Here is a 24,716-nt window from a genome sequence, read left to right on the forward strand (position 1 = left end):
GGCGCGGACGACGGGGCGGGATAAGAAAGGTCCCATGCGACTGATCCGCCTCGTTCTTGCGACCGTTCTGATGGGTGCCCTGCTGCCGTGGGGCGCTCTCGCGCGCGATCTCCCGCCGCAGGCGCGGGCCGTCTCCGTAGCCGCCGAAGACGCCGCGGTCGCCGCCCCCTCGGTGGCGCATGAAAAACGGTGCCGGCTTGCAGGCTCTCTCGGGGCGGCCTGCACCCCGGCGGTCCTGTCCGATCCGGCAAGGGTGGAGGATCCATCGACCTTCGCCCCCGGACATTTCGTGGCGGAGGGTGCCTGGCCGGCCCGGTCGCGCGGCGATGCGCCGCCACGAGATCCGCCCCGCCCGGTCTGAACCCACAATCGCGCGACCGCTCCGGTCGCGCCAGCCGTTCAGACCCTGAAGGATCCCCATATGAACCGTAGAAGCTTTGTCGCGCTCGGCGCGGCGTCGGCCCTTGTCGCCTGCGCCCGTCCCGAGCCCGCCCCCATCCCATCGGTGGCCGAGGCGCCGCCCACCCGAAGCCTGCCCGCGCATTACGGTGCGATAACGGATGAGCCTTTTCCGATTGCGGCGATCGATCCCGCTGCCTTGCCGCCCGAGCACTGGCGGCGCGAGGTCGTAAATCCGTGGCCGGACCGGCCGCGCGGCGACATCGTCGTAGATCCCGACCGGGCGGTGCTGCACTTCGTCGAGAGCCGCGACCGGGCCATGCGCTATTCCTGCAGCGTCGGCGCCCAGGGGTTCGACTGGGAAGGGACCGCGCGGCTGCAATTCCGCCGCGAATGGCCGCGCTGGAAGGTGCCCGAGACCATGATCGCGCGGCAGCCCGAGCTCGAGCCCTATTCGGCCGCGAACGGGGGGATGGATCCGGGCCCGGGCAACCCGCTCGGGGCGCGGGCGCTCTATCTCTTCCGCAACGGCAAGGACACGCTCTACCGGGTGCACGGGGATGCCGTTCCCGAGGAGCTCGGGCACGCCGTGTCGTCGGGCTGCATCCGGATGCTGAACCACGACGTGATCGAGCTCTACGAGCGCGCGGTTCACGGGGCCTCGGTGACGGTGCTGCCGTCGATGCGGCCGAAGGGGATGGCGTCGGTCTACTGACCGGCGGGGCAGGGCGCTCAGCCGAGCGCCCGCCACCCGATGTCGCGGCGGAACATGCCCTCGGGCCAGTCGACCGCATCGACGAGCGCGTAGGCGCGGTCGCGCGCCTCGGTCAGGGTCGTGCCGCGGGCGGTGCAGTTGAGCACGCGGCCGCCCGCAGCGACGACGCGGTCGCCGTCTCTCGCGGTGCCGGCATGGAAGGTGACCTGCCAGCTGTCCTCGGGCAGGTCCCCGAGGCCGCCGATCGCGCTGCCCTTGACGTAGGCGCCGGGATAGCCCTTGGCGGCCATCACCACGGTCATCGCGTGATCCTCGGCCCAGTGCACCCGGGCCTCGGCGAGCCGGCCCTCGGCGCAGGCATGGATGAGGTCGAGCGCCTGCGCGCCGAGCCGCATCATCAGCACCTGGCATTCGGGATCGCCGAAGCGGACGTTGTATTCGACGAGCCGCGGCGCACCGTTCTCGATCATCAGGCCCACGTAGAGCACGCCGGAATAGGGCGTGCCGCGGCGGGCCATCTCGGCCATGGTGGGCTCGACGATCTCGCGGAGCGCGCGGGCCTCGACCTCGGGCGTCATGACGGGGGCCGGGGAATAGGCGCCCATGCCGCCGGTATTCGGCCCGGTGTCGCCCTCGCCGATGCGCTTGTGATCCTGAGCGGTGCCGATCGGCAGGCAGGTCTCGCCGTCGACGAGGACGAAGAACGAGGCCTCCTCGCCGGTCATGAACTCCTCGATCACCACTTCCGCGCCCGCCGAGCCGAGGCTGCCGCCGAACATGTCGTCTATGGCGGCGAGCGCCTGCGCTTTGGTCTCGGCGACGACGACGCCCTTGCCCGCGGCGAGGCCGTCGGCCTTGACGACGATGGGGGCGCCGTGCGCGCGGATGTGGGCGCGGGCGGCCCCAGCGTTGTCGAAGCGGGCATAGGCGGCGGTGGGAGCGCCCACAGCGGCGCAGATCTCCTTGGTGAAGGCCTTGGAGGCCTCGAGTTCCGCGGCGGCGGCGGAGGGGCCGAAGACGAGGAGGCCCGCCTCGCGCAGCCGCTCGCCGACGCCCGCGGCGAGCGGCGCCTCGGGGCCTATGATGACGAGGTCGATGTTGTTCTCGCCAACGAATTCGGCGACCGCGCCGCCATCCTCGATGTCGAGCCGCGCGCAGGTCGCGATCTCGGCGATGCCCGCGTTGCCCGGCGCCACGATCAGCTTGTCGCATTTGGGGTTCTGCAGCGCTGCCCAGGCGAGCGCATGCTCCCGTCCGCCGCCACCGAGGATGAGGATGTTCATGGGGGCCTCCGTCTTGCCTGCGCCCGTCTCCTAGCGGCGGGGGTGGTGCCGCACAAGACGACGTGACCGGCTTTCGCCCCGGCGTCGGCGGCGTTACCCTGCGCGCGAACGGGCGCGGAGGCGACATGGACCTGATCGAGGACGAGGGCGGCAACACGCCCGAATTCACCGTCTCGGAGCTTTCGGGCGCGGTGAAGCGGGTGATCGAGGGCGAGTTCGGTCATGTCCGCATCCGCGGCGAGATCGGACGGGTGTCGCGGCCGCGCTCAGGGCACATCTACCTCGATCTCAAGGACGACCGGTCGGTCATCTCGGGCGTGATGTGGAAGGGCGTCGCCGCGCGCGTCGAGACCCAGCCCGAGGAAGGGCTCGAGGTGATCGCGATCGGGCGGCTGACCACGTTCCCCGGCCAGTCGAAATACCAGATCGTCATCGAGGAGATCCGCCCCGCAGGGCAGGGCGCGCTGATGGCAATGCTGGAGAAGCGCAAGGCGATGCTGGAGGCCGAGGGGCTCTTCGCCCCCGAGCGCAAGCGCCCGCTGCCCTACCTGCCCGAGGTGATCGGTGTGGTGACCTCCCCCTCGGGCGCGGTGATCCGCGACATCCTGCACCGGCTGCGCGAGCGGTTTCCGCGCAAGGTGCTGATCTGGCCGGTGGCGGTGCAGGGCGCGGCCTGCGCGCCGGAGGTCGCGCGCGCCATCGCCGGGTTCAACGCGCTCTCGCCGGGCGGAGCGCTGCCGCGGCCCGACGTGCTGATCGTCGCGCGCGGGGGCGGGTCGGTCGAGGACCTCTGGGGCTTCAACGAGGAGGTGGTGGTCCGCGCCGCCGCTGCGTCGGAGATCCCGCTGATCTCTGCGGTGGGCCACGAGACCGACACGACGCTCATCGACTTCGCCTCCGACCGCCGCGCGCCGACGCCGACGGCCGCGGCCGAGATCGCGGTGCCGGTGCGCCGCGATCTGCTGGCCTGGACCGGCGAGATGCAGGTGCGGATGGCGCGGGCGGCGAATTACCGTCTGGAGGTGCGCGGCCAGCGACTGCGCGACCTCTCCCGCGCGCTGCCGCGGCCCGAGACGCTGCTCGACGCGGCGCGCCAGCGGCTCGACTGGAGCTCCGAGCGGCTGCCCGCGGCGCTTGTCCGCGGCGTGCAGACCCGCAGGCTTGCGCTCACCGAAGCGGCAGGCTCGCTGCGACCCGGATTGCTCCGCGCCCGTGCCACCGAAGGCGCGCGGAGCGTCTCGCAATGGAGCGCGCGCCTCGCTCCCGCGCATCTGCGCCTTGTTGCGGCGAGACGCGAGCGCCTCGGGCGCGTCTCGGACCGGCTCGGCGGACGCGCGATCCGTGCCGAGATCGGGCAGGGCGCGGAGCGGCTTGCAAACCTTTCGCGCAGGCTCGACGCCGTTTTTGCCGAAGGGACACGCACGCAGCGCAGCCGGCTCGACGCGCTCGACCGCCTCCGCGAGACGCTGGGCTATCGCGAGACCTTGCGGAGAGGCTACGCGGTCGTGCGGGGCGACGGACATGTGGTGACCGGAAAGGCCGCGGCCGAGGCCGCTTCGGGCCTCGAGATCGAGTTCCATGACGGCCGTCTGCGCCTCGGCGGCGGCAGCCCGCCGAAGAAGGCGGCACAGAAGGGCAAGGCGCCGGAGCAGGGGTCTCTTTTCTGACGCCGGCTTGCCGGCCGCTGACGTCGAACCGCCTCCGGCGGGAGTATTTTTGCCAAGAAGAAGGAGGGGTGTCCTTTGGCAATGCCACAGGGCAACGTCAGGGTCACGCGTGCCGGAACCTATCGTTCACGCGTGAGAAATCGGAACCGGGTTCCGTGAGTCTCGTTGAGGTCGGACGAAAAAAGAGCCCCGGATGGGGCTCTTAGCTCTTCTTCTTGGCGAAAATACTCCGGGGGTCCGGGGGCAGAGCCCCCGGCCTTCGTTCGGGTCAGGCGGCTTCGGCGCCTGCAGGGGCGAAGCGGCCGTAGAAGGTCTGGTTCTTCTCGGCGAGCTCTCGCAGGAGCGCCGGGCATTCGAAGCGCTTGCCGAACTTTTCAGTGAGCCGGTCGCAGGTCTCCGCCGCGAAGGGCGCGTCGATGATGTCGAGCCACGAGATCGGGCCGCCCGACCACGGCGCGAAGCCCCAGCCAAGGATCGCGCCGACGTCGCCCTCGCGGATGTCGAGGAGGACATTCTCCTCGAGCGCGCGCACGGCTTCCAGCGCCTGCGCGAACAGGAGGCGGTGCTGAACCTCGGTCACGTCGGGTTGCTCGTCCGCGAGTGCGAACTTCTGGCCCAGGCCCTCCCAGAGGCCCTCGCGCTTGCCCTTCTCGTCGTAGGCGTAGAAGCCGGCGTTCGACTTGCGCCCGAGACGGCCCTCGCCCTCCATCCAGAAGATGATCTCGTCGACCGCCTCGTCCGGGTAGTCGTTGCCCATCGCCGCCTTGGTGGCCCGCGCGATCTTGGCGCCGAGGTCGATCGAGGTCTCGTCGACGAGCTGCAGCGGACCGAGCGGCATGCCGACCTGCTTCGCCGCGTTCTCGATCAGCACCGGGTTCACGCCCTCGCCCACCATGCGGATCCCCTCGTTGATGTAGGGGATGATGCAGCGGTTGGCATAGAAGAAGCGCGCGTCGTTCACGACGATCGGCGTCTTGCGGATCTGGCGCACGAAGTCGAGCGCCTTGGCAACGGCCCGGTCGCCGGTCTCGCGGCCCTTGATGATCTCGACCAGCATCATCTTCTCGACGGGCGAGAAGAAGTGGATGCCGATGAACTGCTCCGGACGCTTCGAAGCCTTGGCGAGATCCGTGATCGGCAGGGTCGAGGTGTTGGTGGCGAAGATCGCATCCTCGCCGAGCACCGCCTCGACCTTTTGCGTCATCTCGGCCTTCACCTTCGGGTCCTCGAAGACGGCCTCGACGATCAGGTCGCACGCCTTGAGGTCGTCCACGTTGTCCGTGGGCGTGATGCGGCCCAGCACCTCGTCCTTTTTCTCGGGTGTCGCCTTCTTCTTCTGGATGCCCTTGTCCATGAAGCTCTCGGAATAGGCCTTGCCCTTCTGGGCGTTCTCGACCGACTGGTCGAGCAGGACCACCTCGATCCCGGCCTGAGCCGAGACGAGCGCGATGCCGGCGCCCATCATGCCCGCACCGAGGACGCCGACCTTCTTCACCCGCTCGTCGGCGACATCTGGGCGGTTCGCGCCCTTCTCGAGCGCGCCCTTGTTGATGAAGAGCGAGCGGATCATCGCGCCCGAGGACGGGTTCATCAGCACATGCGTGAACCAGCGCGCCTCGATCTTGAGCGCGGTGTCGAAGGGCACGAGCGCGCCCTCGTAGACCGCCGAGAGCAGCGCCTTGGCCGCCGGGTAGACGCCTTGCGTCTTGCCGTGGACCATCGCGTTCGCGCCGACGAAGGTCATGAAGCCCGCCGGGTGATAGGGCGCGCCGCCGGGCATCTTGTAGCCCTTCTGGTCCCACGGCTTGACGATGTCGGCATCGCCCGCCTTCAGCACCCACTCCTTCGCGGCGCCGACCGGATCGGCCACGACCTCGTCCACGAGGCCGGCCTTCTGCGCCTTGATCGGGTCCTGCGTCTTGCCCTCGAGCAGGAAGGGCGAGGCCGCCATCGCGCCCATCTTGCGCACGAGGCGGGTGGTGCCGCCGCCGCCGGGGAAGATGCCGACCATGATCTCGGGCAGGCCGATCCTGGCCTTGGGATCGGGCGTGACGAAGATGCGGTGGCAGGCGAGCGGCAGCTCGAGCCCGATGCCGAGCGCGGTGCCGGGCAGGGCGGCGGCGATGGGCTTGCCGCCCTTCTGGGTCTTGGGATCCATCCCGGCGAGCTCGATCTTGCGCAGCACGCGGTGCAGGCCCATGACGCCGTCGAAGAGCCCCTGCGCGGGGTTGTCCCCGGCGGCGTCCTTCATCGCGGCGATGGCGTTGAGGTCCATCCCCGCGGCGAAGCTGTCCTTGCCGGAAGTGATGACGATGCCCTTGACCGCGTCGTCGGCGAGCGCGTCGTCGATCAGGCTCTCGAGGTGGTTCCCGGCCTCCATCGAGAGGACGTTCATCGACTTGCCTTCGCAGTCCCAGGTGATCAGAGCGACGCCGTCGGCGCCCTTGTCCATGGTGAAATCGGTCATTGTCTTGATCTCCCTTACACGCGCTCGATGATGGTCGCGGCGCCCATGCCGGAGGCGACGCAGAGCGTGGCGAGGCCGGTCTCGCGGTCCGACCGTTCCATCTCGTCGAGGAGCGTGCCGATGATGATGACGCCCGACGCGCCGAGCGGGTGGCCCATGGCGATGGCGCCGCCGTTCACGTTGAGTTTGCCGTGGTCGACGTCGAAGGCCTGCATGAAGCGCAGCACAACCGACGAGAACGCCTCGTTCACCTCGAAGAGGTCGATGTCGCCGATCTGCATGCCGCTCTCGCGGAGGATCTTCTCGGTCGCGGGCACGGGGCCGGTGAGCATGATCGTGGGGTCGGTGCCGATCTTGGCGGTCGCCCTGATGCGCGCGCGGGGTTTGAGCCCGTGCTTCTCGCCCCATTCCTTCGAGGCGACGATGACGCCGGCGGCGCCGTCGACGATTCCGCTCGAGTTGCCGGCGTGGTGGATGTGGTTGATGCCCGCAAGATGCGGGTATTTCAGCATCGCGATCTTGTCGAAGCCGGGCATGGTCTCGCCCATGTCCTTGAACGAGGGCTTCAGCGCGCCGAGCGACTGCATGTCGGTGCCGGGGCGCATGTATTCGTCGTGATCGAGGATCGGCAGGCCGTTCACGTCGCGCACGGTCAGGATCGACTTGGCGAATCGCCCGTCTTCCCAGGCGGCGGCGGCGCGCTTCTGACTCTCGACGGCAAAGGCGTCGGCGTCGTCGCGGCTGATGCCGTACTCGGTCGCGATGATGTCGGCCGAGATGCCCTGCGGCACGAAGTAGCTCGACATCGCCACCGACGGATCGACGGCGATCGCGGCCCCGTCCGAGCCCATCGCGACGCGGCCCATCATCTCGACGCCGCCGGCGATGTAGGCCTCGCCGGCGCCGCCGCGCACCTGATTGGCGGCAAGGTTCACGGCTTCCATGCCGGAGGCGCAGAAGCGGTTGATCGAGAGGCCCGGGATGCGCTCGTCGAGGTCGGAGGCGAGCACCGCGGTGCGCGCAAGGCAGCCGCCCTGTTCACCGACCTGGGTGGCGTTGCCCCAGATAACGTCCTCGAAATCGTATCCGTTCAGGTCCGAGCGCTCGCGGAGCCCGTTGAGCACCTGCGCCGAGAGCGAGACTGCGGTCACTTCGTGCAGCGCGCCGTCCTTGCGGCCCTTGCCGCGCGGCGTGCGGATGGCGTCGTAGATATAGGCGTCGGTCATGGTGCCTCCTTGGTCAGTTCGCGGGCGCGTCGGCGCGCGGCAGTCATTGCGCGGGCGGGAAGGCCCGCGGCATCAGATCGTAGGGCGACGCCCAGCCGGGCTGCTCGGAGAGCCGCGTCAGCCAGGCGTCGATATGGGGCCAGTCGGTGCGGTCGAAGCCGAAGGGCTCGGGATAGTAGAGATAGCCGCAGCAGGTGAGATCGGCGTTCGTGACGCCGGTTCCGACGATCCAGTCGCGGGGCTCGAGATGTGCGTCGAGCACCTGGTAGGCGCCCTTGAGCCGGTTCCTGGTGAAGTCGATCACCTCTGCCGGGCGCTTCTTCTCGGGCAGGAAGTTCATCAGGAACCGCAGCATGCCCGCCTGGCTCGAGAGCTTGTGGTTGTCCCAGAACTGCCAGCGCAGGATCTCGCGCGACTCTTCCGGGGTCTCGCCGCCGAGGTTGCCGGTCTTTTCCGACAGGTATTGCTGGATTACGGCGGACTGCGTGAGGTGGATGTCGCCGTCGACCAGCACCGGCGCCTCGCCCATCTCGTTGACGTCGCGCCGGTATTCCTCGCCTCGGGTCTCGCCGCTGAAGAAGTCGATGAACACGGGCTCCCAGTCGAGCCGCTGCATCGAGAGCGCGAGCGCAGCCTTGTAGGAATGGCCGGATTCACCGAAGCAGTGCAGCTTGAGCGTCATGCGATGTCCTTTCCGGAGCGCCCGTGGAGTCTTCGGGATGCCTCCGGCGGGAGTATTTTTGCCAAGAAGAAGCGGGGGCGCGGTGTCGCTAAGCACGTCTTAACTTCGAGGGCGCAATCGTACGGATACGGTACAGGCTGGAGAGCCGATGGCCGTCCAAGGAGAAGCCCTGCCGGCCCGCCCGCGTTCCGTTCAAGGGCCGTGCCGGCCGGCGGGGTGGACCGGCTGCTGCCCGCGCTGCACCAACAGGGTTCGATGTCCGGTCCGCCTTCTTCTTGGCAGAAATACTCCCGCCGGAGGCGGCGAGAGATCGCGGGGACGCGCCACGCCGGGGCAGCGTCTCCGGATCGAGCTCTATGGGCATTTATCTTCACCGGCTTGCCCCCTCCCAAAGGTCCTCACCCGAGCTGTCTCGCCAGTCCGGCTCCCTCCTCGGGAAGCCGGACTAGTCGGCCGTAACGAGGCCTGCCGCGGCGAATGTGAGCGGCCCGCGCGGCACCTCTTGCGAGGCTGTCCCGGGCACTCACCGATTGGCACCGCGGTCCCGGAGCCGAGAGTTTCGCCTCGCCCGGGTCTCAAAAGCTCGCCGCGTCGAGCTCCATGACCGGGTCCGCGCCGCTCTCGATCCGCTTCAGGAGCGTTGCGGTCTCGGGCAGCTGGCGGGCCATGTAGTAGCGGCCCGTGGCGAGCTTGGCCTTGTAGAAGGCCTCGTCCGAGGTGCCGCCGTCGAGCGCCGCCTTCGCCGCGATCGCCATCCTGGACCACATCAGGCCGAGGCAGACATGGCCGAAGAGGTGCATGAAGTCGTAGGAGCCCGAGAGCGCGTTGTTGGGCGCCTTCATGCCGTTCTGCATGAAGTACATGCCCGCCGCCTGCAGGTCCTTCGACGCCGTCTTGAGCGGCTCGAAGAATTGCGCGTCGAGCGTCTCGTCCGCGCCCTTGTTCTCGGCGATGAAGCTCTTGACCATGTCGAAGAAGGCCATGACGTGCTTGCCGCCGTCCGCGCCCAGTTTGCGGCCCACGAGGTCGAGCGACTGGATGCCGTTGGTGCCCTCGTAGATCATGGTGATGCGCGCATCGCGGACGAACTGCTCGAGCCCCCATTCCTGGGTGAAGCCCGACCCGCCGAGGGTCTGCTGCGCGAGCACGGTCGTCTCGAAGCCCTTGTCGGTCAGGAAGCCCTTGATGACCGGGGTCAGCAGGGAAATCATGCCCTCGGCCGCCGCGTCCTCGTTGCGGCGGGCGCGGTCGATCATCTGCGCGCCCCAGAAGGCGAAGGCGCGGGCGCCCTCGACGAAGCTCTTCTGGTGCAGCAGGTTCCGGCGCACGTCGGGATGCACGATGATCGGATCGGCCGGGCCGTCCGGGTTCTTCGCGCCGGTCACGTCGCGGCCCTGCAGGCGGTCCTGCGCGAAGGCGAGCGCGTTCTGGTAGGCGACGGCGCCCTGCGCGTAGCCCTGCAGGCCGACGCCGAGGCGGGCCTCGTTCATCATGGTGAACATCGCACGCATGCCCTTGTGCAGCTCGCCGATGAGAAAGCCCTTGGCGCCGTCGTAGTTCATGACGCAGGTGGCGTTGCCGTGGATGCCCATCTTCTCCTCGAGCCCGCCGCAGGAGACGCCGTTGCGCTGGCCGAGGCTGCCGTCCTCGTTGACGAGGAATTTCGGCACGATGAAGAGCGAGATGCCCTTCACGCCTTCGGGGCCGCCGGGGACCTTGGCGAGGACGAGGTGGACGATGTTCTCGCTGAGGTCGTGCTCGCCGGCCGAGATCCAGATCTTTGAGCCGGTGATCGAGTAGCTGCCGTCGTCCTGCGGCTCGGCCTTCGTGCGGATGAGGCCGAGATCGGTGCCGCAATGGGGCTCGGTGAGGTTCATGGTGCCCGACCAGATGCCGTCCACCATGTTGGGCAGATAGGTCTCTTTCTGCTCGTCGGAGCCGTGCGCGTGGATCGCCGCGTAGGCGCCGTGCGTCAGGCCCTGGTACATGTTGAAGGCCATGTTGGAGGAGACGAACATCTCTCCGACGGCGATGTTCAGGACATAAGGCATGCCCTGACCGCCGTATTCGGGATCGGCGTCGAGGCCCATCCAGCCGCCCGCGCGCATCTGCTCGTAGGCGTTCTTGAAGCCTTCCGGCGTGCGCACGACGCCGTTCTCGAGGGTGCAGCCCTGCTTGTCGCCCACCGGGTTGAGCGGCGCGAGGACGTTTTCGGAGAGCTTGCCGGCCTCCTCGAGGATCGCCGCGGTGGTCTCGGCGTCAAGCTCCTCGTAGCCGGGGATATCGGCTTCGTGGATCTTGAGGACCTCGTGCAGGACGAAGCCCATATCCTTCGTGGGGGCGTTGTAGATCGGCATTGTCGTCTCCTCCCTCGGGAACGGCTCTGGTTACTCGGCGGCCCGCTTGGGCTCCTTCAGCGAGGCGAGCATCTTCTCGCCCCACCGCATCTGCTCCTCGAGCTCGGCGATGGCGGTGTCGAGCTCGGTGCGCTGCGCCTTCATGTCGGCGAGACGGCCCTCGGCCACCTCGTAGGTCTTCTCGATCTGCGTCGCCTGCGCATCGCCCATGTGGTAGAGATCCAGAAGCTGGCGGATCTCCTCGAGGCTGAAGCCGAAGCGCTTGCCGCGCAGGATCAGCTTGAGCCGCGCGCGGTCGCGCCGGGTGAAGAGGCGCTTCTGACCCTGACGGATCGGGAAGATCAGCTCCTTGGCTTCGTAGAATCGCAGGGTCCGCGGGGTCACCTCGTAGGCGTCGCACATCTCGCGGATCGTCATGGTGGCGTCGTCGGTCATCTTTTTCCTTGGCTCATTCGCAGCAGGGTCGCAGCGAGATGCAGCACGTGGGTGTGTCCTACAACGGGGCCCGAAGTTGACGTAAGCGATACGTCGCGTCACTCCGTAGTTGACGTAACATCAATCAAGGTAACCTGGGGTCAGGCGACATTTTCTTGATGGGGGAGTCACGTTTTCAGGCCGCGAAGCGGACGCCACAGTGCGGTGCGTCTCGCCGGATTCGGGGGTTATGCCTCGCTCGGGTCTTCCTCGAGCGAGGCGGCGGTTTCATCGCGCAGGGCGCGCAACTCGTCCATGGCGGCATCGAGCTGGCGGCGCTGGTCCTCGAGCTCGCTCATCTGCCGGTCGGCTAGCGCGATCCAGGCGCGCATCTGTGCCTCGGTGCCTTCCTTCTCGTAGATCAGCAGCCATTGGCGGATGTCCTCGAGCTGGAAGCCGAAGCGGCGGCCGCGCATGATCAGGGTCATGCGCGCGATTTCCCGCGGGCCGTAGTAGCGTGACCGGCCGGCCTTCTCGGGCTGCAGGAGCTCGATGTACTCGTAATAGCGCAACGTGCGCGGAGTTACGTCGAACCGTGCGCACATCTCTTTGAAACTGAGGCGTGTCTCGTCGGTCATGTCCGGTTCCGTCAGGGAAGTCGCACCCCATCTATGCGGTCAGGTCGGGCTCGGCAACCACTGCGCGCGGAGCGCTGCCGGTCGGCTCCCCTGAAGCGTGCGGTTACTTGCGCGCCATATTCTGTGCGGAAGGTGGGGCTGCCGTGGTCGATGGCCGCTCCGGGGCTGCTTCGGCGGTGGCTTGCCGGGAGCGTGCCGGCATGGTGAAACGGATCCGAGACTTTCAGGACGTGATGCATGACAGCGGACAAGACCCGGATCGCCCGGCAATTCATCGAGACGATTCCCCATGCGCGCGCGCTCGGCATGACGATCACCGAGATCTCGGACGGATTCGCGCGGATCGAGATGGCCTATGACGAGCGGTTCGTCGGCGATCCGCAGACCGGGGTCATCCATGGCGGCGCGGTCTCGGCGCTGATGGACACCTGCGGCGGCGCCGCGGTAATGAGCCATCCCGAGGCGCCCGCGGGGACGGCGACGATCGATCTGCGCATCGACTACATGCGCGCGGCGGTCCCGGGTCAGACCATCGTGGCGGAGGCGACCTGCTACCATGTCACGCGCTCGGTCGCCTTCGTGCGGGCGACCGCGACCGATGACGACCGCGACCGGCCCGTCGCCACCGCGGCGGGCGCGTTCACCGTGGAGCGCAATTCATGAGCCGCCGTCCGCCCGAACCCGTGCAGGTGATCAAGCAGCGCCGCGATGCAGCTCTCACCGCGCTCGTCGGGGGCGTGCCCTACATCAACTTCCTCGGGATCCGGTTCGACCGGCGCGGCGACGAGCTGACCGGCGTAATGCCCTTCGGCGAGAATCTCATCGGCAATCCGTTCCTGCCGGCGATCCATGGCGGGGTGACGGCTGCGTTCCTCGAGGTGACGGCGCTCATCTCGCTCTCCTATCTCTGGCTCTGGGAAGACGTGGAATCGGGTAAGATCGAGGTGGCGGATCTCGAGGCGGGGCAGCTCCCGCGGCTGCCGAAGACGATCGATTTCACCGTGGATTACCTGCGCTCGGGCCTGCCACGCGATTCCTACGCCCGGGCCCGCGTCACGCGGTCGGGGCGGCGCTACGCGAGCGTTCAGGCCGAGGCGTGGCAGGACAACCGAGACCGGCCCATCGCGCAGGGCGCCGCGCATTTCCTGATGCCGCGCGGCGATGGCTGAGGTCCTGCAAGCCGCGGCGCCGCGGGACATCACCCACGGGCGCGTGCTGAAGATCGCGCTGCCGATCGTGCTGTCGAACGCGACGGTGCCGATCCTCGGCGCGGTCGATACCGGCGTCGTCGGGCAGATGGGCCTCGCGGCACCGATCGGCGCCGTCGGGATCGGCGCGGTGATCCTGTCGGCGATCTACTGGGTCTTCGGGTTCCTGCGCATGGGCACGACGGGCCTTGCCGCGCAGGCGGCGGGGCAGGGCAACAGCGCCGAGGTCGCCGCGATCTTGACGCGCGTGGTGATGATCGGACTCGGCGGCGGCGCGGTGCTGATCGTGCTCCAGCCCCTCCTTTTCTGGGCGGCCTTCGCGATCTCTCCGGCGAGCGCCGAGGTGGAGGATCTGGCTCGCGGTTACATGGCGATCCGGATCTGGTCGGCGCCGGCGGCGATCGCGATCTTCGGTCTGCTCGGCTGGCTGATCGCCAAGGAGCGCACCGGCGCGGTCCTGGTGCTGCAGGTCTGGATGAACGGCGTCAACATCGTGCTCGACCTGTGGTTCGTGCTCGGGCTCGGCTGGGGCGTGAACGGGGTCGCGGTGGCGACGTTCATCGCCGAATGGTCGGGGCTGGTCCTCGGTCTCTGGCTCTGCCGGGCGGCGTTCCGGGTGCCGGACTGGCGCGACTGGGCGCGAGTCTTCGACCGCGAGAAGCTCGTCCGGATGGCGCAGGTCAACACCGACATCCTCGTGCGGTCGCTGCTGCTGCAATCGATCTTCCTGTCGTTCCTGATGTTCGCGTCCGATTTCGGCGACGTGACGCTCGCCTCGACGCAGGTGCTCGTGCAGTTCCTGCAGATCACCGCCTACGGGCTCGACGGCTTCGCCTTTGCCGCCGAGGCCATGGTCGGGCAGGCGCTCGGCGCGCGCGCAATCGTCGCGCTCCGGCGGGCGGCGTGGATGTCGTCGCTCTGGGGGCTGATCGTGAGCGTCGGGCTCGCGGCGTTCTTCTGGGCTTTCGGGCCCTGGATCATCGACGTGATGGCGGACAATGCCGACGTGCAATCCGAGGCGCGGGTGTATCTTCCGTGGATGGTGGCGGCGCCGGTGCTGGGACTGGCCTCGTGGATGCTCGACGGCATCTTCATCGGGGCGACGCGCACCGGCGACATGCGCAACATGATGGTGCTGTCGGCCGCCGGCTACTTCGCCGCCGTCTTCGCGCTGATGCCGGCCTTCGGCATGCACGGGCTCTGGGCGGCGATGAGCCTGTCCTTCGTGTTCCGCGCGATCACCCTCGGGGCCCGCTACCCGGCGCTGGAGCGGGCCGCGCTCTAGAGCGTGTCGAGGGCGCGGGCGAAGGTGGCCGCATCGACGTTGCCGCCCGAGACGGTGACGATGACCGTGTCCGCCTCGAGCGCGTCCCCGTGGAAGAGCGCGGCGGCGAGGGCGACGGCGCCGCCCGGTTCCGCGACGATCTTGAGCCGCTGAAAGGCGAGGGCCATCGCGCGCATCGCCTCGTCATCCGAGACCGCGAGTCCCGGACCGGCAAGCCGCTTCAGGATCGGGAAGGTGAGCTGCCCCGGCGCGGGCGTCAGGATCGCGTCGCAAAGCCCCCGTTCGGGCTGGCCGTGGGGGGTGATCTCACCGCTCGCGAGCGACCGGGCGGTATCGTCGAAGCCCTGTGGTTCCACCGGGCGTACGCGCATTCCCGGGGCGTCCGCCTCGAGCGCGAGAGCGATCCCGGAGGTGAGGCCGCCGCCGCCGCAGCAGACCAGGACCTCGGCGCTCTCGATGCCGAGCGCGCTTGCATCCTCCGCGATCTCGAGACCGGTGGTGCCCTGTCCGGCGATCACCTCCGGGTCGTCGAAGGGTTTGACGAGGGAGAGCCCGCGCTCCTCGGCGAGCCGCGCGCCGAGCGCGTTGCGGTCCTCGGTCGCGCGGTCGTAGAGCACGACCTCGGCGCCGAGGCTGCGGGTGTTGGCGATCTTGAGGGCAGGGGCGTCGGCGGGCATCACGATCACCGCGGGCACGCCGAATTCCTGAGCGGCGCGGGCGACGCCCTGCGCGTGGTTGCCGGAGGAATAGGCGAGAACGCCCCTGGCGCGGACGGCATCGTCCATCGCCGAGAGGGCGGACCGGGCGCCGCGATACTTGAAGCTGCCGGTATGCTGGAGGCATTCGGGCTTTACCAGAACGCGACGGCCCGCGATCTCGTCGAGGAAGGGCGAGGAGAGGAGCGGCGTGCGGCGGGCATGGCCGTCGAGGCGCGCGGCGGCAGCGCGGATGCGGTCGATGTCCATGGGGGTCACTCCGCGCGCAGCATGTCGAGCCAGCGGCCGAGCGCTGTCAGCGCCTCGGGCTCGTCGAGGAAGGGAACGTGGCCGCGGCCCGGGATGGTCGCGGCGATCATGTCGGGGCGGCGCTCCTGCATCTCGGCGAAAGTCGCCTCGCTGAGAAGGTTCGAGTTCGCGCCGCGCAGGGCGCAGAGCGGCAGACCCTTGAGCGCGTCGAAGAGCGGCCAGAGATCGGGCATCGGCTGCGCGCCCGAGTTCAGGACCGCATCGCGCAGGAGCGGGTCGTAGCGGATCGAGAGCCCGTCCGGGCCTTCGCGGTAATGTTTGCGCACCTCGGCGTCCCAGCGCTCGGGCGGGACGTCCTCGAAGCCAGCCATGACCCCGGGCCGCGCCTCGGCGGCCTCGGCATAGCTGGTCCATGTCGGATTGCGGCCGAGATAGCCGCGGATGACCTCCATGCCCTCGTCGGCGATCTCGGGGCCGATGTCGTTGAGGGCGACGCCGCTGATGCGTGGCTTGGCGGTAGCGGCGAGCATCATGGCGATGAGGCCGCCGCGCGAGGTGCCGAGGATCGCGGCCTGCTCGAGCCCGAGATGGTCGAGAAGCTCGACCGCGTCGCGCGCCTCGACGGGGATGGTGTAGGTCTCGTGCGGTCCCCATTCCGATTGCCCGCGGCCGCGATAGTCGAGCCGGATCAGCCGCACGTCCGAAAGGTGCGGGACGAGATAGTCGAAATCGTGGTGGTCGCGGGTGAGGCCGGCGAGGCAGAGAAGCGGCAGGCCCTCGCCCTCGTCGGTGTAGAAGAGCGACAGGCCGTCGGAGGTGGTGAAGTTCGGCATCGGGTGGCTTTCTGGGGAGCGGGACGTCAATCCGCGAGTTCGGGGATCGGGCGGAGGTCGTCGAGGACGTGGCGCGGCCGCGCGGGCAGGCGATCGACGGGCTCGCCGCCGCGATTGGCCCATGCGGTGTCGAAGCCGTAGCCCGCGGCCGAGCCGACGTCCCAGCCATTCGACGACACGAAGAGCACCTCATCGCGCGCGCAGACGAAGCGTTCTTCCACCATGTCGTAGACGCTGTGGTGGGGCTTGTAGACGCCGACGCTGTCGACCGAGAGCACGTCGTCGAGATACTCGCCGAGCCCCGCCGCCTCGACCGAGCCCTGCAGCATCTCGGGATTGCCGTTCGAGAGGATGGCCGTGGTCTTGCCCGCCGCCTTGAGACGCGCGAGGACCTCGGGCACCTCCTCGTAGGCATCGAGTTCCCAGTAGAGCTGCAGCAGCCGCTCGCGCAGCTCGGCGTCGCCCTGCAGGCCGCGGCGCTCGAGCGCCCAGTCGAGCCCGTCCTGCGTGACCTGCCAGAAGCTCACGTATTCGCCGGTGATCTGGCGCAGCCAGGTGTATTGCAGCTGCTTCTGGCGCCAGTCGGCGGCCAGCGCCTGCCAGTGCTCTGCGAGAGCCTCGCGCCCTGGCTCCGAAGCAGCGCCGCGCGCGGCGGCGCCCACGTCGAAGAGCGTGCCGTAGGCGTCGAAGATGCAGGTGGTGATGGCCATGTGCGGTCCTTGCCGGGGGTAGGGTCGGGGCGACACTGGCACGGGCCGCCGCTGTCGGAAAGGGCGGGACTTCCCCCCGGGCCGTGCGGTCTGTAGCAGGACCGGGGCCGAAGGGAGGGCGGAGCATGCAGGACGACACGGAAGGCGAGGTTCTGGCGGTGGTGCGCGCCTCGGCCGCGCGGCGCGTCGTCGGGGTCGGCGCGGTGGCGGCGCTCGGTGTGCTGCTCGTCGCTCTGGCTTTGTCGCAGCCGCTCGGGTTTGCCTGGCGGCTCGGGCTCCTTGCCATGGCGGCGGTGGCGCTCTGGGGCGCGCGGCAAATGCAGATCGCGACGAGAGCGGTGCTCGAGCTGACCCGCGCGGAATTGCGCGAGCGCGGCGGCGAGACGCTCGCGCGGATCGACGAGGTGGCGCGGGTCGACCGCTCGGCCTTTGCAATGAAGCCCTCGAACGGCTTCGTGCTGACGCTCGACCGGCGCCGGGAGCGGGCCTGGCGGCCGGGCCTTTGGTGGCGCCTCGGTCGCAGGGTCGCAGTCGGCGGAGTGACCTCCGGCTCTCAGACGCGGCCGATGGCGGACATCATCGCGGCCCTGACCGCGGAGCGGTGAGCTGCCTCACGAACACCACCACCAGTAGACCTGGCAGACGGAGGGGCCGCCCGGACTGTCGTCAAAACCGCTGTCGCCGCCGGCGCTCGCGGTCTGCTCTTCTTCGGCGCCGAACTTGACCTGCGGCGCGAAGCGGGGGCGGGTGAAGGAATAGGACGCGATCTCGTAGGGCAGAAGTCCCGCCTCGAGCACGGGCGTGTAGTCGCGCCAGGTCTCAACGACGATGACCTGGTCGTTGCGGGCCATCAGCGGCAGCCGGTCCGACATCTGGTTGATGCTGCCCGAGAGCGCCTCGCGCGCACCGCGTGCCTCGCTCCAGACGATTTCGTAGTTCTGGTTGCCCGAGCTCAGCTTTTCGGTCTGCCTGACGACGCTGATCCGGACGTCGCTGCGCTCGGACGTGCTGTCGAGCATCGCCAGTGCGAGGTTGTAGGTCGCGTCGATATAGCTGTCGTCGATCGGGTTGGTCTCGCGCGAGATCATGTCGCCGATCGTGTAGTTGATGCGCTGTTCGAGCGTTTCCTGCCGGCCGACGTCGTGCCAGACCCAGAGCGCCCCCAGGACGAAGAAGAGTCCCGGCATCACGATCACGCTCTCGACGGTGGCGTCGCCCTCGTCGCGCGTCAGGAAGCGGCGGAGTGCGGTGGCGATACGATGTACCATTCCCTGTTCCCCCTCAAAGCGGTTCGTGAACGAAGGCAGCCTTGGCCACCAGGTTGGTATAGCCGTCCACATCCGTCTGCAGATTGGCGCCGAACATGGTCAGTGGCGAGATCGGCTCGTATTTGAAGCACGCCCGGAGCATCATCAGCTCGTTCTCGCGGCCGTAATCGAAGGCGACCTGAGGCAGCACCTCGTCGGACGGGCCACCGTCCGAGCCGCTCTGGGTCGCATCGATGGTCATGTCCTTGCACTGGATCTCGCGCGGCGGCGTCTGCCAGTCGCGAATGTCGAGCCTGACCATCTCGAGCTGCAGCGTCTCCAGGCAATCCGGCAGGATCGTCGCGTGTTCGCAGATCCTCTGCTTGAGCGACTGGCGGTCGTAGGCCGTCCCCGTCCCGAGCCGAACGTCGCGGGTGGTCTTGTCGAGGGCCTGTTCGAGCTGCGTCTCGCGCGCCGTGACGATGCCGATCTCGACGCCCGAGGTCAGCAATCCGAGGAAAGCGGCCGTCCACAGCACTGTCGGGATGGTGACGGATCCGTCGTCCTTCCGGGCAAAGCTCCGGAGGCCTGCGATACATGCGGCGATCATTGGATGAGCCTCAGCTGGTTGATGGCGCGGGCGATCGAGTAGAACGCGGTCTCGATCTCGGTGCCCTCGACACGGAAGAAATGGGCGGGGGACGAGGCGCAGTTCTTCATGACTTCGGCCCCGTGATCCTGCACTTCGAAGCCGATCGACCAGATCACGATGTCCCTTTCCTTGGCGGCGTCGCAGATCCGGCCGAGCAGCTCGTCCCCCTCGCTCTTGCTGTATTTCGGCTCGTAGAAGTACTGGCGCTGGGAGCTGCTGAGATACTGGTTCCGCCACCACGTCGCGTTGTAGAGGTTCCAGTGCTCGTATTCCGACGGTGAATTGTACCATTGCTCGTAGATCCGGTGGGACCTGTCGTGTTCGCCGTCGGTCATCAGCACGATGGTCTTGAGCGTGTTCACGTCGTTCCAGTCCGCCGGGCGACCGGCGAAGACACCGTCGACCTGGCCGTCACCGATCATGCCGTCGATCAACGGTCGGTGCGCGGGGTCGAGCAGGGCCGCCGCCCATTTCATGCCCATGAAGATCGACGTTCCGGCGCGGGGCGTGAACTGCGCGATCTGGCCCTTGAGGGCCTCCGCGTCCTTCGACATCGTCCGGATCCGCTCGTAGGAATATCGGGGGCAGACCGTGTTCTCGACCGTATTCCGGGAGGCGGAATTGTACTGGAAATGCTGCGCCTGCTCGTAGCGGACGGTCATGTCGAAGGCGGTATCGTCGAATTGCGAATTGTCGACTTCGAGGCAATGGGAATAGGGGTGGCGCCAGGCGACGTCGAAACGGCTCGTCAGCTCCGGACCGGCATTGACGTGTTCGGAATAGGGCACGAGCGAGATCGAGATGAGATCCTCGTTCTCATCGGTGAGCACGGTGTCGATGAACGTGTCGGCCGCGGACCTGAGGTTGGCCATCTTGGCGTTCTGGGCCATCGACCCCGATATATCGAGCACGAGGGAGATCTCGACATTCGCGATGCGCTCCTCGGCCCGGCTGCTGGCGGAGGCGTTGAGCGATTGCACGCCGAGAATGCTGGTGAAGTTCGACGCGAGCTCGGTCGAGGCCTCGCCGCTGACGTCCTTGAAGTTGACGCCCTGCTCGGAGGTCACCTTCGTCAACGCGTCCCCGAGGGACATCTTGCTCAGATAGTCCACGACCACGAGATCGGGTTCGACCATCTGTTCGAGGTCGGCGGCGGCGAGGACCGCCCGGTCGAGCGTGTTCTGCAGGTTCGTCCGCTTGTATTCGGCGACCATGTAGTCGATCCCGATCCCGCCGATGGCGACGAGCGAGAGCGCGGTGAAGAGCGCGAAAATCGACATGGAGCCGTCCTCGCTGCGCAGGAAGGAGAAAACGCGCCCCTGTTGGAGCGCCCGGGTCTCACGGGCCGTGCCATGGGGACGTGCGGGGACATGCGTCCGGAGCGTGTTATCGGACATGCCGTACCTTTCTGCCCGGATCCGATCCGGGGGAACTCGAAAAAGCCGTCTTACTCGTCTGTGTTCGGAGGGGCGCGGGGTCAGGTGCCGGCGGAGCCACGACCGATCGGGAGAGACCCCACATATTCAAATCGGCGAAATTGCGTCAGGCGAGTATGGTTTCGATCGGCTAATGTGCGATCTCGTGAACGGTCTCTGCCGGACCCGCCTGATTGTCTTCAAAGCGGCGACGGGAATGTGCCGGACCGAGTCGCGCTCAAAATTTGGGCTTGCGCACGTGTCCCCGACCGGCAGGCGGGCTAGGCTATGACCTGACGGCGGAGGCGACCCCGCAGCCGGCCGCCGGAACAATGACGAGGGACGGGAGCCGAGGAGAGACCATGGTACTGCCGACAAACGAGCCGACGTTCCGCGAGAGCGTGGACATGATGTTCAACCGCGCGGTCAAGCTTTGCGACCTGAGCCCCGGGCTCGAGGAGAAGATCCGGGTCTGCAACGCGACCTACACGGTGCGTTTCGGGGTGCGCCTGCGCGGGTCGATCCACACCTTCACTGGTTACCGCTCGGTGCATTCCGAGCACATGGAACCGGTCAAGGGCGGCATCCGCTTCGCGATGAGCGTGAACCAGGACGAGGTCGAGGCGCTGGCGGCGCTGATGACCTACAAATGCGCGCTGGTCGAGGCGCCGTTCGGCGGCTCGAAGGGCGGTCTGCGCGTCGATCCGCGCGAATGGGACGCCCACGAGCTCGAGCAGATCACCCGGCGCTTCGCCTACGAGCTGATCAAGCGCGACCTCATCCATCCGAGCCAGAACGTGCCCGCGCCGGACATGGGCACGTCGGAGCGCGAGATGGCGTGGATCGCCGACCAGTACAGCCGGATGCACACGACCGATATCAACGCGCGCGCCTGCGTCACCGGCAAGCCGCTCAATTCCGGGGGCATTGCCGGGCGGATCGAGGCGACCGGGCGCGGCGTCCAATATGCGATGCGTGAATTCTTTCGCCATTCCGAGGACGTCGCGACGGCCGGGCTCGAAGGGGGGCTCGACGGCAAGCGGGTCATCGTGCAGGGCCTCGGCAATGTGGGCTACCATGCGGCGAAGTTCCTCAGCGAGGAGGACGGCGCCAAGATCACAGCGGTGATCGAGCGCGACGGGGCGGTCATGAACCCCAAGGGCCTCAACATCGAGGCGGTGCGCGCGCATATCCAGGAGACCGGCGGCGTCGCGGGCTGCCCCGATGCCGATTACACCCAGAACGGCAACGCCGTGCTCGAGCACGAATGCGACATCCTCATTCCCGCGGCCCTCGAGGGCGTGATCAACCTCTCGAACGCGCACGGGATCAAGGCGCGGCTCATCGTCGAGGCGGCGAACGGGCCGGTCACGGCGGGCGCGGACGACATCCTGCGGCAGAAGGGCGTGGTCATCATGCCCGACATGTACGCCAATGCCGGCGGCGTCACGGTGTCCTATTTCGAATGGGTGAAGAACCTCAGCCACATCCGCTTCGGCCGGATGGGACGGCGCCAGGAGGAGGCGCGCCACCAGTTGATCGTCGACGAGCTCGAACGGCTCGACCACTATCTCGGGGGCGCGTGGTCGATGACGCCGGGCTTCAAGGAGAAGTACCTGCGCGGGGCCGACGAGCTCGAGCTCGTGCGCTCGGGCCTCGATGACACGATGCGGATCGCCTACCAGTCGCTGCGCCAGCCGTGGCGCGAGCGCTCGGACGTCACCGATCTGCGGACCTCCGCCTATATGGTGGCCATTCAGCGGGTCGCCGCGTCCTACCGGGCCAAGGGCCTTTGATCCGCGAAACTTCGCCGGTTACCCCCTCGTAGCTTTCACGAAGGCGGTGCCGGCTCTATCTGGTGCCGCAAACCATGACGGAGGATACGTTATGAAGATGATCATTGCCGCGGCACTCGTAGCCGGCGGGCTTTCGGCGGCGCCAGCGCTGGCGCAGGACGAAGAGAAACAGACGGATTGCCAGGCGCAGGCCGATGTCGTCATGCAGGTGGTCGCCAGCCGCTCGGACGGCGCCGATCAGGCGCAGACGGTCGAGGCGGTCCAGAGCAGCCTCAGCGACGAGCGTGCGACCTATGCCCAGGTGGTCCCGGCGATCGCGGACTGGGTCTACACTCTGCCGGAGGACCAGCTCGGGGACGCGGTCGGAGAGAGCTGGATCGAAGCCTGCCTCGAGCGCTGAGCCATGCGCACCACATGTCGCGAAAGGGCGGTTGTCACGGAGTGGCGACCGCCCTTTTTCGTTGAGCAGCAGGTTCATGTGGGGGCGGTGACGGACCGCTCCGCCATTGCTGATCCTCTGCACCTCCCCTGAAAGGCCGCGGAGCTTGAAGACGCGAGCGAGGTCGTCTTGGGGAAGCCACCGAGAGGAAGTGCGGAACCGGATGGTTCCCTAACTCAGCCTTGGCACGGCGCGCGCACTCCCTCGACTCCGCGCGCTGGGCCGCCCATATTTCCGCTCATGAGTCTGCCCCCCGGTTTCCTGGACGAATTGCGCAACCGCACGAGCCTGAGCCAGGTCGTGGGGCGCAAGGTCATGTGGGATCAGCGCAAGTCGCAGCAGGGCAAAGGTGACATGTGGGCACCGTGCCCGTTCCATCAGGAAAAGAGCGCGTCGTTCCACGTCGATGACCGCAAGGGCTTCTACTATTGCTTCGGCTGCCACGCGAAGGGCGACGCGATCTCGTTCATCCGCGAGACCGAGAACGTCGGCTTCATGGAGGCGGTGGAGATCCTCGCAGGCGAGGCGGGCATGCAGATGCCCGCGAAGGACCCGCAGGCCAAGGAAAAGGCCGACCGCCGGACGCAGCTCGCCGAGGTGATGGAGGCCGCGGTGCGGTTCTACCGGATGCAGCTCGGCACCGGCGCGGCGCAGGAGGCGCGGGCCTATCTCGACCGGCGCAAGCTCGGGCCTGCGGCGCGGGATACCTTCGAGATCGGCTTCGCGCCGCCGGGCTGGCAGAGCCTCTTCGACCACCTGACGGGGCAGGGGATCGCGCCAGAGTTGATCATGGCGGCGGGCCTTGCGCGCGAGAGCCAGAAGGGCGGCAAGCCCTACGACGTCTTCCGCCACCGCATCATGTTCCCGATCCGCGACGGGCGGGGGCGGGCGATCGCCTTCGGCGGACGGGCGATGGATCCGGACGACAAGGCGAAATACCTCAACTCGCCCGAGACCGAGCTCTTCGACAAGGGGCGCAACCTCTACAATCTCGCCCCGGCGCGGGAGGCGTCGGGCAAGGGCGCGCCGCTGATCGTAGCCGAGGGCTACATGGACGTGATCGCGCTGTCCGAGGGCGGGTTCCCGGCGGCTGTCGCCCCGCTCGGCACCGCGGTGACGGAGGCGCAGCTGCAGACGCTCTGGCGCGTGTCCGACGAGCCGGTGATCGCGCTCGACGGGGATGCGGCGGGCATCCGCGCCGCCTACCGGGTGATCGACCTCGCGCTGCCGCTCCTCGAGGCGGGGCGGTCCTTGCGCTTTGCGATCATGCCGCCGGGCAAGGACCCGGACGACATCATCCGCGGCGAGGGGCCGGAGGCGATCCGCCGGATCCTCGACGAGGCGGTGCCGACCGTGTCGCTGCTCTGGCGGCGCGAGACGGAAGGGCGGAGTTTCGACACGCCCGAGCGCAAGGCGGCGCTCGACAAGAGCCTGCGGGAGACGGTCAAGCGCATCCCCGACGAGACGCTGCGCTACCATTACGGCGAGGAGATCAAGCATCTGCGCTGGGAGCTGTTCCGTCCGGCGGGGCAGGGCGGGCAGCGCAAGCGCGGCGCGTGGAAGACAGGCTGGAAAGGCGCGAACGCCCCGGCGGTGCCCTCCGCAGAGACCAAGAACTCGCTGCTCGTAACGGGACAGGACCGGGCCGACCAGCTGATTCGCGAGGTCGTGATTCTCGCCGCGCTGATCTCGACGCCGGAAGTGCTGCCGGACTTCGAGGGGCAGGTAGAGGAGATGCCCTGCCTCGATCCGACCCACGCCGCCATGCGCGACGCGCTGCTGCGCATTCGGCCGGCAAACGGCGCCGAGGCGCGGGAGGCGGTCGCGGCGGCGATCGGGGCGGAAGCCCTTGAAACCGCGCTCTCGGCACCTCATCTGGCGATCGTGCCGTGCCTGCGCCGCCCCGGCGACGCCGAGTTCGCCGCCCTCACCATCGGCGAGGAGCTGGCGAAGGTGACGGCGCGCTTCGGACGGCACGCCGCCGAGACAGAGGCGGTCGAGGATCTCGAGGCGCATGGCGACGAGGTCCTGACCTGGCGGCTGCGTCAGGCCTCCGAGGAGTTTGCACGTGCCCAGCGGGCCGTGCGAGAGGACGACATCGAATACGATCTGGGCGACAACGGTGCCCGAATCGACAGAGGCGAGCGCAACGCCTTCGCAGCGCTCATGGACACGATCCGGTTTGACAAGGGGCGTAAATAATCACGTGCCAATGCAATCGGGAAAAGAATCGGGCCCGTCGGGTGTGCGAATCACTTCATCGCGCTATCGATTCGGGTTAGTCGAATCGCCGTTACGCGAACCGGCCCCTCGAGAGG

Annotated in this window: 23 protein-coding genes; 10 read left to right on the forward strand and 13 right to left on the reverse strand. The window is 68.1% G+C overall.

What is annotated here, in order from left to right; genetic code table 11:
- Window positions 1-34: 34 nt before the first annotated feature.
- Window positions 35-361 carry a hypothetical protein gene (locus OCH239_RS12970; protein ID WP_037263366.1) on the forward strand — a complete coding sequence of 109 codons (327 nt, stop codon included), beginning with the start codon at window positions 35-37 and terminating at the stop codon, window positions 359-361.
- Between the two features lie 60 nt (window positions 362-421).
- A complete protein-coding gene (locus OCH239_RS12975; RefSeq protein ID WP_037263368.1) occupies window positions 422-1,114 on the forward strand; it encodes a L,D-transpeptidase in 693 nt (230 codons plus the stop codon).
- A 17-nt stretch (window positions 1,115-1,131) separates the two neighbouring features.
- On the opposite strand, the gene purD is transcribed toward OCH239_RS12975, so the two are convergent.
- Entirely contained in the window at window positions 1,132-2,397 is a 1,266-nt protein-coding gene (gene purD, locus OCH239_RS12980) for a phosphoribosylamine--glycine ligase (protein ID WP_037263369.1), read from the reverse strand.
- A gap of 125 nt (window positions 2,398-2,522) precedes the next feature.
- Between purD and xseA the strand changes: the two genes are divergently transcribed.
- The gene (xseA, locus tag OCH239_RS12985) at window positions 2,523-4,064 is read left to right on the forward strand and encodes an exodeoxyribonuclease VII large subunit (RefSeq protein WP_037263371.1); all 1,542 of its coding nucleotides are present in this window, start codon (window positions 2,523-2,525) and stop codon (window positions 4,062-4,064) included.
- A 268-nt stretch (window positions 4,065-4,332) separates the two neighbouring features.
- Here the strand turns inward: xseA and OCH239_RS12990 are convergent, their stop codons facing one another.
- The 6 genes from OCH239_RS12990 to OCH239_RS13015 form a co-directional block, all read right to left on the reverse strand.
- On the reverse strand, window positions 4,333-6,531 hold the full coding sequence (locus tag OCH239_RS12990; protein ID WP_037263373.1) for a 3-hydroxyacyl-CoA dehydrogenase NAD-binding domain-containing protein: 2,199 nt from the start codon (window positions 6,529-6,531) through the stop codon (window positions 4,333-4,335).
- 14 nt (window positions 6,532-6,545) lie between these two features.
- Window positions 6,546-7,757, reverse strand: a complete 1,212-nt coding sequence (locus OCH239_RS12995; RefSeq protein ID WP_037263376.1) for an acetyl-CoA C-acetyltransferase — start codon at window positions 7,755-7,757, stop codon at window positions 6,546-6,548.
- 43 nt (window positions 7,758-7,800) lie between these two features.
- On the reverse strand, window positions 7,801-8,439 hold the full coding sequence (locus tag OCH239_RS13000) for a glutathione S-transferase family protein (protein WP_037263379.1): 639 nt from the start codon (window positions 8,437-8,439) through the stop codon (window positions 7,801-7,803).
- 575 nt (window positions 8,440-9,014) lie between these two features.
- Window positions 9,015-10,796: an acyl-CoA dehydrogenase C-terminal domain-containing protein gene (locus OCH239_RS13005; RefSeq protein ID WP_037263381.1), complete on the reverse strand. Its 1,782-nt coding sequence runs from the start codon at window positions 10,794-10,796 to the stop codon at window positions 9,015-9,017.
- Window positions 10,797-10,826: 30 nt separating this feature from the next.
- A complete protein-coding gene (locus OCH239_RS13010; protein WP_037263384.1) occupies window positions 10,827-11,231 on the reverse strand; it encodes a MerR family transcriptional regulator in 405 nt (134 codons plus the stop codon).
- 227 nt (window positions 11,232-11,458) lie between these two features.
- Window positions 11,459-11,848: a MerR family transcriptional regulator gene (locus OCH239_RS13015; RefSeq protein ID WP_037263387.1), complete on the reverse strand. Its 390-nt coding sequence runs from the start codon at window positions 11,846-11,848 to the stop codon at window positions 11,459-11,461.
- A 237-nt stretch (window positions 11,849-12,085) separates the two neighbouring features.
- Between OCH239_RS13015 and OCH239_RS13020 the strand changes: the two genes are divergently transcribed.
- Genes OCH239_RS13020 through OCH239_RS13030 form a run of 3 tightly spaced genes read left to right on the forward strand, consistent with a single transcriptional unit; the run spans window position 12,086 to window position 14,341 of the window.
- Window positions 12,086-12,511 (forward strand): PaaI family thioesterase, encoded by a 426-nt coding sequence (locus OCH239_RS13020; RefSeq protein ID WP_037263389.1) that lies wholly within the window; start codon window positions 12,086-12,088, stop codon window positions 12,509-12,511.
- Window positions 12,508-13,017, forward strand: a complete 510-nt coding sequence (locus tag OCH239_RS13025; RefSeq protein WP_037263391.1) for a PaaI family thioesterase — start codon at window positions 12,508-12,510, stop codon at window positions 13,015-13,017. The genes OCH239_RS13020 and OCH239_RS13025 overlap by 4 nt, the downstream gene beginning before the upstream one ends.
- Window positions 13,010-14,341 carry an MATE family efflux transporter gene (locus OCH239_RS13030; RefSeq protein WP_037263394.1) on the forward strand — a complete coding sequence of 444 codons (1,332 nt, stop codon included), beginning with the start codon at window positions 13,010-13,012 and terminating at the stop codon, window positions 14,339-14,341. The genes OCH239_RS13025 and OCH239_RS13030 overlap by 8 nt, the downstream gene beginning before the upstream one ends.
- On the opposite strand, the gene OCH239_RS13035 is transcribed toward OCH239_RS13030, so the two are convergent.
- Genes OCH239_RS13035 through OCH239_RS13045 form a run of 3 tightly spaced genes read right to left on the reverse strand, consistent with a single transcriptional unit; the run spans window position 14,338 to window position 16,849 of the window.
- Complete coding sequence (locus tag OCH239_RS13035) at window positions 14,338-15,306, reverse strand: threonine ammonia-lyase (RefSeq protein WP_037263397.1); 969 nt, start codon at window positions 15,304-15,306, stop codon at window positions 14,338-14,340. The genes OCH239_RS13030 and OCH239_RS13035 overlap by 4 nt on opposite strands.
- Before the next feature lie 5 nt (window positions 15,307-15,311).
- Complete coding sequence (locus tag OCH239_RS13040) at window positions 15,312-16,139, reverse strand: alpha/beta fold hydrolase (protein WP_037263399.1); 828 nt, start codon at window positions 16,137-16,139, stop codon at window positions 15,312-15,314.
- 26 nt (window positions 16,140-16,165) lie between these two features.
- Window positions 16,166-16,849: a haloacid dehalogenase type II gene (locus OCH239_RS13045; RefSeq protein WP_037263403.1), complete on the reverse strand. Its 684-nt coding sequence runs from the start codon at window positions 16,847-16,849 to the stop codon at window positions 16,166-16,168.
- A gap of 125 nt (window positions 16,850-16,974) precedes the next feature.
- On the opposite strand from OCH239_RS13045, the gene OCH239_RS13050 reads away from it, so the two are divergent.
- Window positions 16,975-17,454 (forward strand): hypothetical protein, encoded by a 480-nt coding sequence (locus tag OCH239_RS13050; protein WP_037263406.1) that lies wholly within the window; start codon window positions 16,975-16,977, stop codon window positions 17,452-17,454.
- 6 nt (window positions 17,455-17,460) lie between these two features.
- Here the strand turns inward: OCH239_RS13050 and OCH239_RS13055 are convergent, their stop codons facing one another.
- The 3 genes from OCH239_RS13055 to OCH239_RS13065 are packed head-to-tail and all read right to left on the reverse strand — an operon-like array spanning window position 17,461 to window position 20,145.
- Window positions 17,461-18,117: a TadE/TadG family type IV pilus assembly protein gene (locus tag OCH239_RS13055; protein ID WP_084782438.1), complete on the reverse strand. Its 657-nt coding sequence runs from the start codon at window positions 18,115-18,117 to the stop codon at window positions 17,461-17,463.
- Between the two features lie 13 nt (window positions 18,118-18,130).
- Entirely contained in the window at window positions 18,131-18,706 is a 576-nt protein-coding gene (locus tag OCH239_RS13060) for a TadE/TadG family type IV pilus assembly protein (RefSeq protein WP_037263409.1), read from the reverse strand.
- The gene (locus OCH239_RS13065; RefSeq protein ID WP_051489459.1) at window positions 18,703-20,145 is read right to left on the reverse strand and encodes a TadE/TadG family type IV pilus assembly protein; all 1,443 of its coding nucleotides are present in this window, start codon (window positions 20,143-20,145) and stop codon (window positions 18,703-18,705) included. The genes OCH239_RS13060 and OCH239_RS13065 overlap by 4 nt, the downstream gene beginning before the upstream one ends.
- A 380-nt stretch (window positions 20,146-20,525) precedes the next feature.
- Here OCH239_RS13065 and OCH239_RS13070 point away from each other — a divergent pair, with 380 nt between their 5' ends.
- The 3 genes from OCH239_RS13070 to dnaG all read left to right on the forward strand — a co-directional run bounded on the left by OCH239_RS13070 (window position 20,526) and on the right by dnaG (window position 24,600).
- Complete coding sequence (locus OCH239_RS13070) at window positions 20,526-21,959, forward strand: Glu/Leu/Phe/Val family dehydrogenase (RefSeq protein WP_037263411.1); 1,434 nt, start codon at window positions 20,526-20,528, stop codon at window positions 21,957-21,959.
- 91 nt (window positions 21,960-22,050) lie between these two features.
- Window positions 22,051-22,359: a hypothetical protein gene (locus OCH239_RS13075; RefSeq protein ID WP_037263414.1), complete on the forward strand. Its 309-nt coding sequence runs from the start codon at window positions 22,051-22,053 to the stop codon at window positions 22,357-22,359.
- A 279-nt stretch (window positions 22,360-22,638) separates the two neighbouring features.
- Window positions 22,639-24,600 (forward strand): DNA primase, encoded by a 1,962-nt coding sequence (gene dnaG / locus OCH239_RS13080; protein ID WP_037263416.1) that lies wholly within the window; start codon window positions 22,639-22,641, stop codon window positions 24,598-24,600.
- The last annotated feature ends 116 nt before the right edge of the window (window positions 24,601-24,716 follow it).

The organism is Roseivivax halodurans JCM 10272 (assembly GCF_000521785.1).
Taxonomy (GTDB): domain Bacteria; phylum Pseudomonadota; class Alphaproteobacteria; order Rhodobacterales; family Rhodobacteraceae; genus Roseivivax; species Roseivivax halodurans.